Raw genomic sequence first — 17099 nt, forward strand, 5'->3', positions numbered from 1 at the left:
GGCCGGACCCTGGCGGGTCCGGCCTTTCGTTCTCAGCGCTTGTCGCGATCGCGCCGGTCCCGCTCCTCGCGGTCCCGACGATCCTGCTCGTCCCGGATCCGACGGTCCTGCTCCTCGCGGTCCCGGCGGTCCCGGTCTTCCTGGTCGCGCTTGTTCCTGTTGTCTCCGTAGCTCACTTCACACCTCCAGCGGCTGAGCCACCGACCCTACGCCGGTCGAAACCGCCTACTTCACGCCGCCCGCGGTCAGACCGGCGACGATGCGGCGCTGGAACGCCAGTACCGCGATCAGCAGCGGGATGGTGACGACCACCCCGGCCGCCATCTGGGTCCCGAACGGCTGGTCGAAGCCGGAGATGCCGGTGAACTTGGAGATCGCCACGTTCGCCGTCTGCACCTCCTTCTTGTTCACCATGCTCAGCGCGATCAGGAACTCGTTCCAGGCCGCGATGAAGGTGATGATCGCCGTGGTGAACACACCGGGCGCGGCCAGCGGCAGGATGATCTTGCGGAACGCCTGGGCCGGCGTACAGCCGTCCACCATCGCCGCCTGCTCCAGTTCCCGCGGCATCTGCCGGAAGAACGTGGTCAGCGTCCACACCGCCAGCGGCAGCGCGAACGACAGGCTGGGCACGATCATCGCCTGGTAGGTGTTGATCCACTTGATGTCGATGAACAGCTTGAGCAGCGGGATCACCAGCGAGATGCCGGGGAACATCGAGGTGGTGATGATGATCGCCAGCACGACGTTCTTGAACCGGAACTCCAGCCGGGCCAGCGTGTAGGCGGCGACCAGCCCCACGATCAGGGTCAGGATCGTCGTCACCCCGGCCACGATCAGGCTGTTCAGCAGGGCCCGGCCGAAGCCGACGCCCGGCCCGAACACGGCCTGCAGGTTGTCCAGCGACCACGGCGACGGCAGCAGCCCGTTGTCGAACTGGTCGAGCGGCCGGCGGAACGCCGACACGATCATCCAGTAGAACGGCGCCAGGCAGTACAGGACGATGATCCCCACACCCAGCAGTGGCAGGTACTTGCGCCACGGGCTGGCCTCGGCCGCCTTGAGGTCGATCTTCTCCGGCACGTCGGTCTTCACTGCAGTGCTCATCCGACACCACTCCCTGACCCACCGGCGGAACCGGCGATCCCGATCGTCGTCGCACCGGGAGGCGCACTGTCCCGATTCTTGCGGCGCTTGCCGTTGGACTTCTTCTTCTGCACGGCGTCACCGAGCACATCGGCGCCGAGCAGTCGCACGAACACGTAGGCCACCAGAGCGACGTACAGGAACAGGATCGTCGCGTACGCCGCCGCCGGTCCGTACCTGGTGTTCGACGCCTCGTCGTAGGCCAGCATCGACAGCGTCTCGACCGAGGTCTTGTTCGGTCCGACCAGAACGTACGGCAGGTCGAAGATCCGCAGCGTGTCGAGAATGCGGAACAGGACGGCGACCAGCAGGGCCGGCTTGACCAGCGGCAACGTGATCCGGGTGAACGTCTGCCACGGGGTCGCGCCGTCCACCTTCGCGGCCTCGTACACGTCGCCGGGGATCGTCTGCAGGCCCGCCAGCACCAGCAGCCCGATGAACGGTGCCGTCTTCCAGGTATCCGCCACGATGACCGACAGGACCGACTGCCAGCCCTCCGTGGACCACAGGATCTGCTGGCCGAGCAACGCGTTGGCCGCGCCGTCGGCCTGGAAGATCCACTTCCACAGCAGGGCCGAGACCACGGTCGGGATGGCCCACGGCACCAGGATGCTGGCCCGGACCAGGCCGCGGCCCTTGAACGCCTTGTGCATCACCAGGGCCATCGCCACTCCCAGCACCGTCTCCAGCGCGACACAGGTGATGGTGAAGAACGTGGTGTTGTAGAACGCGTTCCAGAAGCGATCGCCGGTCTCGCCGGAGAAGATCGCGGTGTAGTTCTCCAGTCCGACGAAGGTGGAGCCCTCGATCACGAAGCCGTCGGCGTCGAACTTCTGGCCGCTGGTGTAGAGGGACTCCCGCAACGCCGAGATGATCGGGTAGACGACCACCAGCGCCAGCACGATCAGGGTCGGCGACAGCAGAATCGCCGCCAGTTTCCCGGTGCCCTCGTTGAAGCTGGTCTGCCGCTTGGGCTTGCCGGAACCCGCGGGAACCGGCACGGATGCACTGCTCACCTCTGCCTCCTTCTCTCTGCCCGTTCGGCGGGCAGGGACGGGTCGGGGCCGGTACCCAGCAGGCTCGCTGCGTACCGGCCCCGCCGTTCGATCATTGAGTGATGAGCGTGCTCAGCTTGGTCTGCAGAGCGGTGAGCGCTTCCTTGGGCGGTGTCGTGCCGGTCAGCGCGCCGTAGGCGGCTTCCTGGATGGCGACGGTGACGTCGCCGTACTTGACCACCTTCGGCCGCGACTTCGCGGACTCGATCGACGCCTTCAGCGGCGCGAGGTACGGGAACTGCTTGTTCAGTGCCGGGTCCTCGTACAGCGAGGCCCAGGTCGGCGCCTGCGAGGTCTTCTCGACGTTCGCCTTCTGGCGCTCCTCGCTGGACATGAACTTGATGAAGTCGGCCGCGGTGGCCTTGTTCTTGGCGAAGCTGCTGATGCCGTAGTTGTGGCCACCCAGCGTCGAGACGCCGCCCTCGGCCTTACCCGGCAGCGGAGCGACACCGAACTTGCCGGCGATCTTCGACGAGCCGTCGGTCTTGCCGGCCAGCGCGAAGACGTAGGGCCAGTTGCGGTGGAAGATCAGCTTGCCCTCCTGGAAGGCCCGCCGGCCTTCTTCTTCCTTGTAGGTGATCGACGCCTTCGGGAACTCGCCGCCCTTCATGCCGTCGACCAGGAACTGCAGGCCGGCCAGCGCCTCCGGGGAGTCGACGTTCGGCTTGCCGTCCTCGCCGACGACGACGCCACCGGCGGAGTTGACCGCCTCGGAGAAGTTCACCGTCAGGCCTTCGTACTTCTCGAACTGACCCGCGTAGCAGTCCAGTCCCTTGCCCGCCGGGGTGGCCTTGATCTTGGCGCAGGCCGCCTTCATCTCGTCCCACGTCTTCGGCGCCTCGACGCCGGCCGCCTTCAGCAGGTCGGTGCGGTAGTAGAGCAGCCCGCCGTCGGAGGTGACCGGTACGGCGTACAGCTTGTCGCGGTACTTGCCGGTGTCAACGGTTGCCGGGATCAACTTGCCCAGATCCGGGAATTGGTCTTCCGGCAGCTCCTGCACCCAGCGGTTGGCCGCGAACTCCGCGGTCCAGACCACGTCCAGGTTCAGCACGCTGAAGGCATCGGACTTCGCCTGGGCGTTCTGCACCATCTGCTGACGCTGCTGGTCGGCGGACTCCGGAAGCTCCTTGACCTCGACCTTCTCGTCCGGGTGGGCCGCGTTCCAGGCCGCGACCTGGTTGGTCAGGTTGCCGGAGGTGTCCTTGCCGGTGGCAAACGTGATCGGGCCACGGCCCTCGAGTGCCGTTCCTCCACCCCCGCCCGTGCTGCCTTCGCTGCCGTCGTCTCCGCCACACGCGGAGGCGAGCAGCGTCAAGCTGCCGGCCACGGCCAGGGCGACCGCTTTACGCGTGTGTGATCGTTCAAACCTCATCGTGTACCTGCCCTCTCCCGATGGGACGTCACTTGGTCCTGCGCAGGCCGGCCGTTTGCCCCCACCACGCTGCGAGCCGGCCTCTCCGGACACTAACCGAGATCGGGGCCGATGTGTCCTGAGCCACACACGTTGCCGAACCCAGCGTCATGAACGGACATGCGCATGGCTGTATGCGACCGCGATTCCCCACCGGGCACAACCAGGTGTTTCTTAACGATTCGGTATTACCGATTAGTAACAAGCATTCCGGTGCCGGATCGGCTGCGGAGAGTGGTCAGGAGGCCGCGGAGGCGTCGCCGACATGCCCGCGGACCCACTCGACGATCTCGGTCGTGGTCGCTCCCGGCGTGAAGATCTTGTGCACGCCGAGCTCGGCCAGCGGCTGCAGGTCGGCCTCGGGGATGATGCCGCCGCCGAAGACCACGATGTCGTCCGCGTCGCGCTCGGTCAGCAGCTCGCGCACCTTCCTGAACAGCGTCATGTGCGCGCCGGACAGCACCGACAGGCCGATCGCGTCGGCGTCCTCGGCGATCGCGGTCTCGACGATCTGCTCCGGGCTCTGGTGCAGGCCGGTGTAGATGACCTCCATCCCGGCGTCGCGCAGCGCCCGGGCGACCACCTTCGCGCCCCGGTCGTGGCCGTCCAGTCCCGGCTTGGCAACAACAACTCGCAGAGGGCTAGTGGCAGACATATGCAGAAGTTACCTCACGGATCGGACACGGAGCAGTGTGTTCACGGCCACCCGAAGAGGGAACCGGTTACCGTGAGAAAAGAGTGAGGAGACGCGATGAGCGCCGACGGAATCCGGGAAGCTCTGGAAGGACTCAAGTACGGCGCCCGCTCGGCGCTGTCACCACGAGGCCTGCAGAGCGCGGCCGTCGAGCTGGGCTGGCTCACCACCCATCTGGCGATGTATCCGCTCGGCCTGGTCGGCGGCGCCGGCTCCCGCGCCGAGCGCCTCACCCTGAGCGGCCTGACCCCGGCCCAGCGCAGCCTGCTGGTCGGTGACGTCCGCGCCGCCGGGACGCCGATCCTGCTCGCGCACGGCATCATCGACAACCACACCGTGTTCGCCCTGATGCGGCGCCAGTTGCTCCGCCGCGGCTTCACCCAGCTGGAGACCTTCTCCTACTCACCCCTGACGCTCGACGTCCGCAGTACGGCGGAGCGGATGGGCGCCGAGATCGAGCGGCTCTGCGAGGAGTCCGGCTCGGACCGGATCCACATCGTCGGCCACAGCCTGGGCGGCCTGATCGCGCGGTACTACGTCCAACGGCTGGGCGGCGACGAGTACGTGCACACCTGCGTCACGCTCGGCACCCCTCACCAGGGCACCGTCGCCGCGCGGCTGCTGCCGTGGCCGCTGGTGAAGCAACTGCGGCCCGACAGCGACCTGATGGAGGAGCTGGCAGAGCCCGCCCCCGGCTGCCGGACCAGGTTCGTCGCGTTCTACAGCGACGTCGACCAGCTGATCGTTCCGCAGCGCCGGGCCCGGATCAAGCACCCGGACCTGATCGCGCAGAACGTCCGGGTCGACGGCGTGGGACACCTGTCGCTGCCGTTCCACGGCGAGGTCGTCCACCAGATCACCGGGGTGCTCTCGCACCTCGACGAGCAGGACACAGTTGCGTGAAAGTTCTTCCTGACATGACAACCAACTGAGCGCTCAGGCCGATGCACGTGCAGCGGCGCATGCAAAAGTTTCGTGAAGGTGGGGCACCAAAAGTGCCGGATGGGTTTGTCGGCTCGTTGCGGTTCCGTTATGGTGCATGAGCCCCCGGGGGATAACCCGGGAGTGAGTGGACGAACAGTTAGCCCCACCCCTGCCCCCTCCCCTGTGACCGAAAGGCCACGTTGTGTCCCAGCACCGTGCCGCGGCCAGCCGCGTCACGCCAGGCAACGCTGCGCGCAAGACCGGCGTAGGACGTCACAGTGCCAAGCATCGTGTTGCCAGGCGTAATACCCCCAGCAGTACGCAGGTAGTTGGACTGACCGCGGCACTCGCGGCAGCAGCAGGAGCAGTCGGCTTCAGCCACAGCTCGCTCGCGTCCCCGACGCAGGCGAACTCGGCGGTCAACATCGCTGCCCTCAGCCTCGGCAACGGGCAACTGTCCGAACTCACGACGGCGCGGATCGAGCGCCGCAACCTCGCCACCAGGGACTCCTCGCGGGTCGAGCTGACCGGCGCGGACCTGACCAAGAAGCAGGCCGCGGCCGACCAGACCGCGAAGAAGCGGGCGGCCAAGCTCGACGCCACCCGGGCCCTGACGAACAAGCGCGCGGTCGCCCTGGCCAGCGCCAAGGCCAAGATCGAGCAGGCCCAGAAGAACGCCCGCGAGTCGGCCACCCGCTGCGAGATGATGATCTCCGGCTACCACATCACGGCCGGCTTCGGTCAGGCCGGCGGTCGCTGGGCCCGGGACCACACCGGCACCGACTTCGCCGCCCCGATGGGGACGCCGATCCGCAGTGTGATGAAGGGCGAGGTCGTCGGCGCCGAGTTCGCCGGCTCCTACGGCCGTCAGGTCCGGGTCCGGCACGAGGACGGCACCGAGACCTGGTACAACCACATGTCGAAGTTCACCGTCTCGGTCGGCGAGACCGTGTACGCCGGTGACCAGGTCGGCGCGGTCGGCATGACCGGCAACACCACCGGACCGCACCTGCACTTCGAGGTCCGTCCCGGTGGCGGCAGCCCGATCAACCCGATCTCCTGGCTGCGCAACCACTGCGGTCTCAACCCCTGATCCTCAGCGCCGGTCCCAGCCTTCCGGATAAGGCTTGGCTCACTGCTGTTCCGCGGTACTAGGCTGCCGCGCATGCGTCCGCGGCCTGGTGAGGTACTGCATTTCTCCGAAGACCCGGCGATCCGGATCTTCCGGCCCCAACTGGCTCCCACGTCGGCGAAGACCACGCCGTACGTCTGGGCCGTCGGCCACGATCGTGCGCCGGACTACTGGTTCCCCCGGCAGTGCCCCCGCGCGATGGCGTGGGAGGGCCCCGGCACCACTGCGACAGATCTGTCCCGGATCATCGGCGACGGCTGCGGAACACGAGTGCACGCGATCGAGTACGGCTGGCTCGAAACCGTCCGTACCGTCGAGCTCTATGCCTACCGCTTGCCTGCCGAGCCGTTCGAACAGGCCGACGCTGCTTTCGTGGCGACGACCGTGGTCGAGCCGCTGGGACCGCCCGAGCGCGTAGGAGACCTGTTCGAGCTGCACGCCGAGGCCGGGATCCAGTTGCGCGTGCTGCCACGCCTGCACGAGTTCTGGGACGCGGTGACCGCCAGCACGCTGGAGTTCAGCGGGATCCGGCTGCGCAACGCGGTCGCCCGGTGATGGGCCCGTACGCCGAAGTGGCCGAGGCCGGCTGGCGCTGGGTGCTGGATCAGGTCCGGTGGGACGACGGACCGTGGATCCCGGATTCGCTCGGTCAGCCGGCGACCGTCGAGCAGGTGGAGTACCGCGACGGTATGTACAGCGGGATCGGCGGGCTGGCGTACGTGCTCGCCGAGATCAAGCTCAGCCGGCCGTGGACTGCCGAGGAACAGACGCTGGCGGACGGGATCGCCGAACGCGTGCGGGCCGGCATCGCCACGAGCATCGACTGCTCCTTCTTCGACGGACTGGTCAGCGCCATCGGCGTACTGACATCGCTGGAGCTTCCGGGCTCCGCGGCGGCCATCGGGCGCCTGCTCGAGTTGGCGGAGCCGGACGGGTGGCCGCAGGCGTTCGCAGTACCGCCGGGGTATCTGCCAGGTGCGCGAGCCAACGACCTGACTCTCGGTACCGCTGGCGTGCTTCTGGGTGCCCTCTGGGCTCGTCGGAGCGACACCCCTGGCGCCACTGAGCTGGCGGAGCGAGCGGCGGCTCTGCTGCTGTCTGAGTCGCAGTCACTGCCCACTGGACTCGACTGGCCGTTCATCCCCAACCGCTTCCTGCCTGAGCCGAAGTCGTCGATGCCGAACCTGTCCCACGGACTGGCAGGGATCGCCGCGACGCTGGCGATCGCCGGCACCGAGCTCGGGCAGCCCGAGCTGACCGCGGCCGCCCGCAGCGGCGCCGAGCACCTGGTGACCCTCAATGTCAGTGAGGACCACGGTCTGGTGGTTCCCCGGCTGGTGCCGATCAAGGAAGAGTCCGACCACGATCCCGTCACCTACAACTGGTGCCACGGCCCAGCCGGTACGTCGCTGCTCTTCGCCGCGCTGCAGCACGCCGGTGTGGAGCAGGTCGCCGGTGAGTCGCCGCTGACCTGGCGACGCCGCTGCTCCCACAGCGTCCGGACCTCCGGTCTGCCCGCGCGACTCCACCCGGGCTTCTGGGACAACGACGGCCGCTGCTGCGGTACGGCGGGAGTCGCCGACGTGCTCCTGGACTACTGGCACTCCACCGGTGACCAGGTGAATCTCGACTTCGCGCTCGGCCTGGCCGACACCCTGGTCGAGCGAGCGACCCACGACGGCAGCCACGCCTATTGGCAGTTCATCGAGCACCGCAACGAGGATCCGCTCCTCCCACCCGGCGTCGGATGGATGCAGGGAGCCGCCGGTATCGCTGGCTGTCTCTTCCACGCCGACCGCGTGGCGAACCAGGGCGCCGCGGCAACGCCTGTGCTCCGGATGGACAACTGGTGGGCCACCGGCACTAGCGGCGCCAGACCTCTGCCGTAGTAAGGAAGGCCGAGGAGCCGGGACGCTCCGCCGAGCCGTCGACCTGCACGAACCCGGGCACCGAGGCACCGCCGATCGAGACGGTGGCCGTGCGGACCGGAGCGATCACCAGGCTGAGGCTGTGCGGGCCCTCGGCGAGCTGGAAGTTGTCGGTGGCGAACAGCCGCCGGTCGAGCACGCCGCTCATCTCGATCTGGATGTCCGCGGCCTTGACGCTCAGCCCGTCGGCGAGGTTCATCGAGACCTGGACCAGGTCACGCTCGACGGCCGGCTCGTGCCAGGCCAGTCCCTGCACCTCGAGGAACGAGCGCACGAAGTACCGCTCCAGCCAGGAGGCCAGGTCGACGTCCTCGGAGACCACCCGGACGATGCCGTCGAACCAGAGCACGACCGCCGTTCCGGCACCGCAGATCGACCAGTCGACCATCCAGATCGACGCGAACGCGGTGACCTTTCCGTCCTGGTCGAACAGCCGCAGCCCAGGGTTGGCCCCCGCCAGGATGATCCGGCGGTTGCTGCTGTCTGCTGCCTTGGGCATGGGCTGGACCTTCGTCCGGGAGGGCCGAAACATCGATTGTCGCAGCCCGCGCCGGATTCGGCACCTTGCGGTTCTAGATCTTCTCCACCGGGGCGTAGCGCAGCAGCAAACGCTTGACTCCCTGGGAGCCGAAGTCGATGTCCGCCTGGGCCTGCTGGCCCTCGCCGCGAACCACCACGACGGTGCCCATGCCGAAGGTGTCGTGCACGACCCGCTCCCCCGGCGTGAGACTGATGACCGGCTTGTCGGAGGCGGCCGAACGGCGGTTGGTCTCCCAGCGGGTGCCGGCACCGCCGCCACTCCCACCGGACGACGTGCCGGTGCCGGACCAGCGGGTGATCGCGGACTCGTCGCGGCGCCAGTCGAGCAGCTCGGCGGGGATCTCCTCCAGGAATCTGGACGGCGGGTTGTGCTGCGGGGCACCGAACGCGCTGCGCACCGCGGCCCGCGAGATCGCCAGCCGCTGCCGGGCACGGGTGATCCCGACGTACGCGAGCCGCCGCTCCTCCTCCAGCTCCTTGACGTCGTTGAGCGACCGCGAGTGCGGGAAGATGCCGTCCTCCATCCCGGTCAGGAAGACGACCGGGAACTCCAGCCCCTTGGCGGTGTGCAGCGTCATCAGCGTGACCACGCCACCGTCGTCGGCGGCGTCGGGGATCTGGTCGGCGTCGGCGACCAGCGCGACCCGCTCCAGGAACGCCTGCAGGTCGGCCGGCTCGGAGGCCGCCGTCCGCTCCTCGACGAACTCGCGGGCGACCGCGATGAACTCGTCCAGGTTCTCCACCCTGGTCTCGTCCTGCGGGTCCGGGGACTTCTGCAGCTCCTCGTAGTACCCCGAGCGGTGCAGGGCGACGTCGAGGATGTCGTCCGGCGGGGCGCCGGAGTCGACCATCGCGGTCAGCTCGTCCAGGATGTCGACGAAGCCCTGGACCGCCTTCGCCGACCGGGTCGCCATCGCCGGGGCCTCGTCGGCCCGGCGCAGCGCCGCGGCGAAGGTGATCCGGTCGCGCAGCGCGAGGGCCTCGATCGCCGCCTCGGCACGCTCGCCGATCCCGCGCTTGGGCACGTTGAGGATCCGGCGCAGCGAGACGGTGTCCTCGGGGTTCGTCAGCACCCGCAGGTAGGCGAGGGCGTCGCGGACCTCCTTGCGCTCGTAGAACCGGACGCCGCCGACCACCTTGTACGGATGGCCGGTGCGGATGAAGACCTCCTCGAACACCCGCGACTGCGCGTTGGTCCGGTAGAAGACCGCGACATCGGACGGCTTGACGCCGTCGGCGTCGGTCAGCCGGTCGATCTCGTCGGCGACGAACTGCGCCTCGTCGTGCTCGTTGTCCGCGACGTAGACGGCGATCTGCTCCCCCTGGCCCGAGTCGGACCACAGGTTCTTCGCCATCCGGCCCTCGTTGCGGCTGATCACCGCGTTGGCCGCGGTCAGGATGGTCTGGGTGGAGCGGTAGTTCTGCTCCAGCAGGATCGTGTCGGCGCCGGCGAAGTCCTCCTCGAAGGCGAGGATGTTGCGGATCGTCGCGCCCCGGAAGGCGTAGATCGACTGGTCGGAGTCACCGACCACCATCAGCTCGGCCGGCGGACTGATCGGGCCGTCGTTCGGCCCCGGCTCGAGCTGGGCGCAGAGCTCCCGGATCAGCGTGTACTGCGCGTGGTTGGTGTCCTGGTACTCGTCGACGAGCACGTGGCGGAACCTGCGCCGGTAGTACTCCCGGACCTCCGGAAAGGCCTGCAGCAGGTTGACCGTGGTCATCAGCAGGTCGTCGAAGTCCAGCGCGTTGGCCTGGGCCAGCCGCTCCTGGTAGATCCGGTAGCACTCGGCGTACTTCTCCTCCAGGTGGTTCTCCGCCCGGGAGCCGGCCGACTCGTGGTCGACCAGCTCGTTCTTCTGGGCGCTGATCCAGTTCAGCACCGCGCGCGGGTTGTACTGCTTGACGTCCAGGTCGAGCTCGCGGCAGACCAGCGTCATCAGCCGGCGTGAGTCGGTGCTGTCGTAGATCGAGAACGTCGAGCTGATCCCGAACCGCTTGATGTCGCGGCGCAGGATCCGCACGCAGGAGGAGTGGAAGGTCGAGACCCACATCAGCTTCGCCCGCGGCCCGACCAGGTCGACGACCCGCTCGCGCATCTCGGCGGCCGCCTTGTTGGTGAAGGTGATCGCCAGGATCGAGCCCGGGTGCGCGTCCCGCGCCGCCAGCAGGTACGCGATCCGCCGGGTCAGCACCCGTGTCTTGCCCGAACCGGCACCGGCCACCACCAGCAGCGGCTTGCCCGCGTGCACGACGGCAGCGCGCTGCTGCGGGTTCAGTCCCTCGAGCAGCGCCGCCGGGTCGGCCCGGTTCTGCTTCGGCGCCTCGAGCGGCACCGGCAGTTCGTCTGGAGAAAAGAGCGTCGTCATCGCCCACCACCTTAGACACAGGGACCGACAAAGCTGTTATGGAGTGGGAACCGTTTCAGCGAGCGGGTGGTCACAGTGGGGCACCGACGTGAAAGTCCGCCCACCTGTTGAGGAGTTTCCATGGATCCGCTGAGTCAGATTCGTCTTAGTCGCCGAGGAGTGTTCCGGGCCGGCGCCGCGGTGGGAGCGGGGGCGCTCGGCAGCGGAGTACTGGCTGCCGGTACTGCGAACGCCGCCCTGCCCGCGTCGCCGGAGTTCGATCTCGGCGCCACTCCGCACCACCTGTTCGGGCCGAAGATCCTGGCCGAGACGCACCACTCGATGCAGGGCCTGACCTTCGACGACGTCAACCGGCGGCTGTTCGTGGTCCAGGCCGAGAACGGCGGGTCCGGCTCGGACCTGGTGATCAACCAGGTGTCGGCCGGCGGCACCGTGCTCGGTTCGATGACGATCAAGAAGGCCGGCCACGGCGTCTCGATCGCCGCCGAACCGGTCGGCGACGTCACCTACATCTGGGTCGAGTGCGACACCGACCGCAACGACGGCGAGGGCCGCGGTACGGCGCTGGCCCGGGTGCAGTTCAAGAACATCGTCCGGACCTCGATCGCCGACTCCGCGAAGTTCTTCCGGGGCAGCGACACGATCACCGCGGCGGTCGACCCGGTCAACAAGCGCCTGATGGTCCGCAGAAAGGAGAACGGCAGTTTCTACCTGAGCGTCTGGCCGCTCAGCAAGGCGCGCGAGGGCAAGAGTGCCGACCGGCTGGTCCGGGTGAAGCAGCCGAGCTACGGCCGCACCTTCCAGGGCTACACGTTCTACGGGCAGTACGCGTACCTCTTCTACGGCGACGGCCAGACCAACCCGGACAACATCAACTCCACCATCCGGACCGTCGACCTGAACACCGGCGAGTTCACCCGTGGGCCCGCCGTCACCAGGGCCGGCGCTTCGCTGACCTACCGCGAGCCCGAGGGGATGGCGATCCACCGGATGGACTCCGGCGAGCTGGCCCTGTTCTTCGGCTTCGCGTCCCGGCCCAAGGGTGGTGGCGCCAACCGCTACGCGAACCTCTACTACAAGCTGCTCTGACCCCGATCGGCTGAGAGCAGACCTGCTGCCAGCAGAAAAGCTGGGTTCGCCGTCCGCCATGCGCCCACAGTGGACGCATGGCGGATGACACGAAACCTCCCATGTTCAACGAGCAGACGCGGCAGGCGTTGTTCCGGCAGCGGATCGTCGTACTGGACGGCCAGCTGACCGACGACAACGGCACTCTGCTCACCACCCAGCTCCTCACCCTCGCGGCCGAGGACCCGTCGACCGACATCTCGTTGTGGATCCACTCGATCGGCGGGTCCGTGCCTTCCATGCTGGCGATCCGGGACGTCATCCGGCTGGTGCCGTGTGACGTCTCGACGCTGGCGCTCGGACTGGCCTGCAGCGCGGGCCAGTTCCTGCTCTCCGCCGGTACGCCGGGCAAGCGCTTCGCGCTCCGGCACGCGCGGGTCCTGATGCACCAGGGGTCGGCCGGGATCGGCGGATCGGCGGTGGAGATCGAGATCCAGGCGAACGACCTGCGGCACATCCGCGACACCGTGCTCGCCCTGATCGCCGAGGACACCGGGCAGCCGATCGAGACCGTCTTCGACGACTCGCTGCACGACCGCTGGTACACCGCCGAGGAGGCCCGCACCTACGGCTTCGTCGACCACATCGTCGAGACGTTCGACCAGGTGATGCCCCGGCAGCCCGCACAGTCAGGAGCACCCCGATGAGCAACAGCTACATGATTCCGAACGTGATCAGCCCGCACCCGCGCGGCGAGCGGATCATGGACGTGTACTCGCACCTGCTGACCGAACGCATCATCTACCTCGGGACGGCGATCGACGCCGGCGTCGCGAACGCCCTGATCGCCCAGCTGCTGCACCTGGAGGCGTCCGCGCCCGACCAGGAGATCAACCTCTACATCAACTGCGACGGCGGCGATCCGACCGCCATGCTGGCGATCTACGACACGATGCAGTTCGTCCGCAGCCCGATCGCGACCGTCTGCGTCGGCCAGGCGATCGCCGCGGGCGCAGTACTGCTGGCTGCCGGTGCCCCCGGCCGGCGGGCCGTCCTGCCGCACACCCGGGTCGTGCTGCACCAGCCGGCCGCTCGCGGTCAGGGCACCATCCCCGACCTGATCCTGCAGGCCGACGAGCTGGTCCGGGTCCGCGGTCAGCAGGAGGCGATCCTGGCCGCCCACACCGGGCAGTCGATCGAGCGCCTCCGCCACGACACCGACCGCGACCACGTCCTGACCGCGCAGGCCGCCTGCGACTACGGCGTCGCCGACGAGGTGATCCAGCATCGGACCGCGGTCGCGACCTTCCCGGCCGCACCCGCGCTGAGCGCCTGAGACTAAGGTCGCCGGTGTGACCGTTCCTGCCGCGAAGCCCCGTCCCGACTCCGAGATCGAGCGCATTCTGGTGGTGTCCGCGCACCCGGACGACGTCGACTTCGGCGCCGCGGGCACCATCGCGCTGTGGACCCGGGCGGGGATCGAGGTCAGCTACTGCCTGGTGACCGACGGCCAGGCCGGCGGGTTCGAGCCCGATCGCGACCGGGCCTCGATGCCCGCCGTGCGCCGGGCGGAGCAGACGATCGCGGCCAAGGAGGTCGGCGTCCACGACCTGCACTTCCTGGGCTACGAGGACGGCTGTCTCGAGCCCACCCAGGACGTCGTCCGCGACATCTCCCGGGTGATCCGCCAGGTCCGGCCACAGCGCCTGGTCTGCCAGTCACCCGAGCGGAACTGGTCCCGCCTGCCGGCCTCCCACCCCGACCACCTGGCCGCCGGCGAGGCCACCGTCCGCGCCTTCTTCCCGGCCGCGGGCAACCCCTTCGCGTACCCCGAACTGACCGAAGCGGCCTGGACCGTCAACGAGCTCTGGCTGATCGCCCACCCGGAGGCCAACCACTACGTCGACATCACCGAGACGATCGACCGGAAGCTCGCCGCCGTACTGGCCCACACCAGCCAGCACGCGAACCCCGAAGCCCTGACCACCCGCCTGCACAGCCTGTTCCGTCAACTCGCCACCACGGCCGGCTACCCCGAGAACCACTACGCCGAAGCCTTCACCGTCGTCACCACCTGACCGCGACTGCGACGGCTAAAGCATTTGCTGTTGCGGGCGTGAGGCGGGAAGGTGCGGGGGTGACTCTTTCTTATCAGGTGACCGGTGACGGGCCGGCGGTTTTGTTGGTGCACGCGGGGGTTTGTGATTCGCGGATGTGGGCCCGGCAGGTGGAGGATCTGCGGACCGATCATCGGGTGATCACGCTGGATCTGCGCGGGTTCGGCCGGACGCCGTTGGAGGCCGGGGCGAAGTACGCCGATGCCGGCGACGTGCTGGGGCTGCTCGACGAGCTGGGGGTCGAGGAGACGAAGGTGGTCGGGGCGTCGTACGGGGGCTATGTGGCGTTGCAGGCGGCGAGCCGGCAGCCGGAGCGGTTCAGCCGGTTGGTGCTGCTGTCGCCGCCTGCTGACGACGTCGTACCGACCGATGATTTCCGGGACTTCGCGGCCGAGGAGGACCGGCTGCTGGAGGCCGGTGACCTCGACGGGGCCACCGAGCTCAACGTGCGGACCTCGCTCGGGCCGGAGGCCGACGACGAGGCGCGCGAGCTGGTGCGGGTGATGCAGAAGCACGCGTTCGAGGTCCAACTGGCCGCTGGCGACGTCGACAACGACGAATGGGAGGTCGGCGGGATCACGGCGCCGGTCAAGCTCTTCACCGGTGCCCACGAACTACGGTTCTTCGCTGCCTGCGCAGAACATCTGAGCAACATCCTGCCCGCAGTGGAGCACACCGAGCTGCCCTGGGCCGGCCACCTGCCGTCGCTCGAACGACCCGACGAGACGACCGCGCTGATCCGCGCGGCGCTGGGCTGAAACGACCGACGGCCGGAGTACCCACGAAGGGTCCTCCGGCCGTCGGTGAAGATCCGGTCAGTCGGCGAGCGCGCCCATCGGGTCCCAGGCCGGGAGCACGATCGGAGCCTCGTCGAACCGCGCCTGCAGCTCGGCCGGCAGCGACGACTTGCGGACCGCGATCTCGAAGACGTGCTCGGCGAACCACGAGTCGTTCATCGTCCAGAAGCCGTTGTCGGCCTTCTCGTCGCCCCAGCTGTTCTCGACCCGCCAGCGCCGCGGCTTGCCGTCGACCAGGTCGACACCGGTGAACAGCATCGCGTGTGTCATCAACGTCTCGTGGTGCAGCAGCCGCTCGGCCTTGTCCAGGCTGAACTCGGTGTCGTAGACCGCGCCGAAGTCGTACAGACCGGCGTCCCAGTAGCCGAGGTCGGCCGACATCTGCTTGCCGACGTCACAGCCGAACCAGACTGGCTCACCGCCGACGATGGCGTCCTGGGTGAGCTGCTTCATCAGGTCGATCTCGACGTTCAGGTAGACCACCGGCGGCGCGTCGATGACGTTGCCCAGGTAGTCGACGGTGAAGGTCTTGCCGGCCGGGCTCGACTCCCGCGGGTCGTGCACGATGCAGACGTACTCCTCGACCGGCAACGTCACGTACGCCGCCGCGAACTCGGCCGGGGTGGTCCAGCCGTCGCGGTGGAAGCCCTTGTCGTTGTCCTTCCACTGCCACAGGAACTTCTGCGGCGGCGTCCCGAGGTGGATGCTCAGCACCCGGTGGATCGTGGTCAGCAGCTCGCGCTTGTGCGCCCGCTGCGCCTCCTCGCCGGAGCCGGCCAGCTTGCGCAGGTCACGGGCGCCCTGTCGCAGCAGCTTGCGCAGCGAGTCGTTCAGTTGCGCGGTCGCCGAGGAGCTCTCGGTCTCGGGCATCGCCGACTTCGGCACCAGGCCGTGCTTGCGGACCAGCGCGACGAACATGTTCCACTGGCCGCCGTCACCGATCGGGTCGGACAGCAGGTGCGCCACCGTCCGGTCGTCGACGTCGCGGCCGGCGGTCTCGATCATCGCCTCGAGGAAGAAGTTGGCCCGCTCGAACTTGTCCCAGAACAGCAGGTAGTTCTGCGAGAACTCGAAGTCCTTCACGCCGAGCTTCTCGGCGGCGCCGGCCCGGAAGAGGTTCAGCCCGGCGAACAGCCAGCACCGGCCGCTCTTCTTCTGGTTCGTCACTTTCCAGTCGTCCAGCAGGTTCGACACGGAATGGTCGATCGAGGTGACGACCTGGCGATCCAGGGCGATCTTGCTGATCGGCGTTTCCGTGACGGCGTTCTGCATCACCCGGTACTGCGGGTTCGACGCGAACTCCTTCTCGAAGAGCCCCAGCTGTTCGGTGGTGAGATTCCGCTCCATGACAGCGACGGTATAACAGGGACAAAGGGCTCTGCGTCCCTGCCGGGGTGGCGACTTTGTGCCCTGTCCACAACCCGCCACCGGCGCGGAACGATCAGGTCACTCGATCAGGCCGAGCTGGTAGGCCCGGACCAGCCGCCGCGGTACCCGCAGCTGCTTGCCGTTCACGGTGATCGGCACCAGCTCCACCGCCGCCGCCTTCCACTGCGCCCGCCGGTTGCGGGTGTTCGACCGCGACATCTTGCGCTTCGGTACCGCCATGACCCATCTCCTCTGCTCGGCTGAACAGGGGCTATGCTAATGAAAACGATTATCAACAGCAAGAAGGGGTGTCCCGATGGCACGACGCGAGAAGCCGGCGACCGGACGCAAGCCGAAGCAGAACCCGCTCCACCAGGTCGAGTCCGTCGACTACTTGGACACCGCCCTGCTCCGCAAGTTCATCTCCGACCGCGGCAAGATCCGCTCCCGCCGCGTCACCGGACTGACCGTGCAGCAACAGAAGCAGGTCGCCCGAGCCATCAAGAACGCCCGCGAGATGGCCCTGCTCCCCTACACCTCCACCACCCGCTGA

The 17099-nt window shown here is 68.2% G+C and carries 19 protein-coding genes; 10 read left to right on the forward strand and 9 right to left on the reverse strand.

The annotated features are described in order from the left end of the window. Window positions 1-32: 32 nt before the first annotated feature. From OX958_RS30125 to OX958_RS30145, 5 genes are all read right to left on the reverse strand, one after another. Entirely contained in the window at window positions 33-176 is a 144-nt protein-coding gene (locus tag OX958_RS30125; RefSeq protein WP_270133437.1) for a hypothetical protein, read from the reverse strand. A gap of 49 nt (window positions 177-225) precedes the next feature. Next, on the reverse strand, window positions 226-1107 hold the full coding sequence (locus tag OX958_RS30130) for a carbohydrate ABC transporter permease (protein ID WP_270133438.1): 882 nt from the start codon (window positions 1105-1107) through the stop codon (window positions 226-228). After that, window positions 1104-2162, reverse strand: a complete 1059-nt coding sequence (locus tag OX958_RS30135; RefSeq protein ID WP_270133439.1) for a carbohydrate ABC transporter permease — start codon at window positions 2160-2162, stop codon at window positions 1104-1106. Before OX958_RS30135 ends, OX958_RS30130 begins: the two co-directional genes overlap by 4 nt. Window positions 2163-2253: 91 nt before the next feature. Beyond that, window positions 2254-3573, reverse strand: a complete 1320-nt coding sequence (locus OX958_RS30140; protein ID WP_270133440.1) for an ABC transporter substrate-binding protein — start codon at window positions 3571-3573, stop codon at window positions 2254-2256. 277 nt (window positions 3574-3850) lie between these two features. Further along, entirely contained in the window at window positions 3851-4267 is a 417-nt protein-coding gene (locus tag OX958_RS30145) for a cobalamin B12-binding domain-containing protein (RefSeq protein WP_270133441.1), read from the reverse strand. 96 nt (window positions 4268-4363) lie between these two features. Here OX958_RS30145 and OX958_RS30150 point away from each other — a divergent pair, with 96 nt between their 5' ends. From OX958_RS30150 to OX958_RS30165, 4 genes are all read left to right on the forward strand, one after another. Next, window positions 4364-5209 carry an esterase/lipase family protein gene (locus OX958_RS30150; RefSeq protein WP_270133443.1) on the forward strand — a complete coding sequence of 282 codons (846 nt, stop codon included), beginning with the start codon at window positions 4364-4366 and terminating at the stop codon, window positions 5207-5209. Between the two features lie 223 nt (window positions 5210-5432). Then, window positions 5433-6323 (forward strand): M23 family metallopeptidase, encoded by an 891-nt coding sequence (locus OX958_RS30155; RefSeq protein WP_270133444.1) that lies wholly within the window; start codon window positions 5433-5435, stop codon window positions 6321-6323. Between the two features lie 72 nt (window positions 6324-6395). Further along, complete coding sequence (locus tag OX958_RS30160; protein ID WP_270133445.1) at window positions 6396-6917, forward strand: DUF6886 family protein; 522 nt, start codon at window positions 6396-6398, stop codon at window positions 6915-6917. Then, a complete protein-coding gene (locus OX958_RS30165; protein WP_270139174.1) occupies window positions 6917-8251 on the forward strand; it encodes a lanthionine synthetase LanC family protein in 1335 nt (444 codons plus the stop codon). Before OX958_RS30160 ends, OX958_RS30165 begins: the two co-directional genes overlap by 1 nt. Here OX958_RS30165 and OX958_RS30170 read toward each other — a convergent pair. Further along, entirely contained in the window at window positions 8226-8789 is a 564-nt protein-coding gene (locus OX958_RS30170) for a hypothetical protein (protein WP_270133446.1), read from the reverse strand. The genes OX958_RS30165 and OX958_RS30170 overlap by 26 nt on opposite strands. Window positions 8790-8862: 73 nt before the next feature. After that, window positions 8863-11196, reverse strand: a complete 2334-nt coding sequence (gene pcrA, locus OX958_RS30175; RefSeq protein WP_270133448.1) for a DNA helicase PcrA — start codon at window positions 11194-11196, stop codon at window positions 8863-8865. Between the two features lie 159 nt (window positions 11197-11355). On the opposite strand from pcrA, the gene OX958_RS30180 reads away from it, so the two are divergent. The 5 genes from OX958_RS30180 (at window position 11356) to OX958_RS30200 (ending at window position 15139) form a co-directional block, all read left to right on the forward strand. Beyond that, window positions 11356-12285 carry a phage baseplate protein gene (locus OX958_RS30180; RefSeq protein ID WP_270133450.1) on the forward strand — a complete coding sequence of 310 codons (930 nt, stop codon included), beginning with the start codon at window positions 11356-11358 and terminating at the stop codon, window positions 12283-12285. Between the two features lie 77 nt (window positions 12286-12362). Beyond that, window positions 12363-12971: a ClpP family protease gene (locus OX958_RS30185; protein WP_270133452.1), complete on the forward strand. Its 609-nt coding sequence runs from the start codon at window positions 12363-12365 to the stop codon at window positions 12969-12971. Beyond that, window positions 12968-13600: a ClpP family protease gene (locus OX958_RS30190; RefSeq protein WP_270133453.1), complete on the forward strand. Its 633-nt coding sequence runs from the start codon at window positions 12968-12970 to the stop codon at window positions 13598-13600. The genes OX958_RS30185 and OX958_RS30190 overlap by 4 nt, the downstream gene beginning before the upstream one ends. 16 nt (window positions 13601-13616) lie before the next feature. Further along, complete coding sequence (locus tag OX958_RS30195) at window positions 13617-14342, forward strand: PIG-L deacetylase family protein (protein WP_270133455.1); 726 nt, start codon at window positions 13617-13619, stop codon at window positions 14340-14342. Window positions 14343-14401: 59 nt separating this feature from the next. Continuing rightward, the gene (locus OX958_RS30200; protein WP_270133456.1) at window positions 14402-15139 is read left to right on the forward strand and encodes an alpha/beta fold hydrolase; all 738 of its coding nucleotides are present in this window, start codon (window positions 14402-14404) and stop codon (window positions 15137-15139) included. A gap of 57 nt (window positions 15140-15196) precedes the next feature. On the opposite strand, the gene OX958_RS30205 is transcribed toward OX958_RS30200, so the two are convergent. Both OX958_RS30205 and rpmF read right to left on the reverse strand, forming a co-directional pair. Then, window positions 15197-16525: an aminopeptidase C gene (locus tag OX958_RS30205; protein WP_270133458.1), complete on the reverse strand. Its 1329-nt coding sequence runs from the start codon at window positions 16523-16525 to the stop codon at window positions 15197-15199. Window positions 16526-16624: 99 nt separating this feature from the next. Further along, window positions 16625-16786: a 50S ribosomal protein L32 gene (rpmF, locus tag OX958_RS30210; RefSeq protein ID WP_270133459.1), complete on the reverse strand. Its 162-nt coding sequence runs from the start codon at window positions 16784-16786 to the stop codon at window positions 16625-16627. 76 nt (window positions 16787-16862) lie between these two features. Here rpmF and rpsR point away from each other — a divergent pair, with 76 nt between their 5' ends. Continuing rightward, entirely contained in the window at window positions 16863-17099 is a 237-nt protein-coding gene (gene rpsR, locus OX958_RS30215; protein ID WP_270133461.1) for a 30S ribosomal protein S18, read from the forward strand.

The sequence above is a fragment of the Kribbella sp. CA-293567 genome (genome assembly GCF_027627575.1).
In the GTDB taxonomy this organism is placed as follows: Bacteria; Actinomycetota; Actinomycetes; order Propionibacteriales; family Kribbellaceae; genus Kribbella.

Excerpts from the sequence above, each read along its gene's own strand:
- OX958_RS30205 (WP_270133458.1), bottom strand. The coding sequence starts at position 16,525 with ATGGAGCGGAATCTCACCACCGAACAGCTGGGGCTCTTCGAGAAGGAG.
- rpmF (WP_270133459.1), bottom strand. The coding sequence starts at position 16,786 with ATGGCGGTACCGAAGCGCAAGATGTCGCGGTCGAACACCCGCAACCGG.
- OX958_RS30145 (WP_270133441.1), bottom strand. The coding sequence starts at position 4,267 with ATGTCTGCCACTAGCCCTCTGCGAGTTGTTGTTGCCAAGCCGGGACTG.
- OX958_RS30150 (WP_270133443.1), top strand. The coding sequence starts at position 4,364 with ATGAGCGCCGACGGAATCCGGGAAGCTCTGGAAGGACTCAAGTACGGC.
- OX958_RS30140 (WP_270133440.1), bottom strand. The coding sequence starts at position 3,573 with ATGAGGTTTGAACGATCACACACGCGTAAAGCGGTCGCCCTGGCCGTG.
- OX958_RS30170 (WP_270133446.1), bottom strand. The coding sequence starts at position 8,789 with ATGCCCAAGGCAGCAGACAGCAGCAACCGCCGGATCATCCTGGCGGGG.
- rpsR (WP_270133461.1), top strand. The coding sequence starts at position 16,863 with ATGGCACGACGCGAGAAGCCGGCGACCGGACGCAAGCCGAAGCAGAAC.
- OX958_RS30165 (WP_270139174.1), top strand. The coding sequence starts at position 6,917 with ATGGGCCCGTACGCCGAAGTGGCCGAGGCCGGCTGGCGCTGGGTGCTG.
- OX958_RS30185 (WP_270133452.1), top strand. The coding sequence starts at position 12,363 with ATGGCGGATGACACGAAACCTCCCATGTTCAACGAGCAGACGCGGCAG.
- OX958_RS30190 (WP_270133453.1), top strand. The coding sequence starts at position 12,968 with ATGAGCAACAGCTACATGATTCCGAACGTGATCAGCCCGCACCCGCGC.
- OX958_RS30130 (WP_270133438.1), bottom strand. The coding sequence starts at position 1,107 with ATGAGCACTGCAGTGAAGACCGACGTGCCGGAGAAGATCGACCTCAAG.
- pcrA (WP_270133448.1), bottom strand. The coding sequence starts at position 11,196 with ATGACGACGCTCTTTTCTCCAGACGAACTGCCGGTGCCGCTCGAGGCG.
- OX958_RS30160 (WP_270133445.1), top strand. The coding sequence starts at position 6,396 with ATGCGTCCGCGGCCTGGTGAGGTACTGCATTTCTCCGAAGACCCGGCG.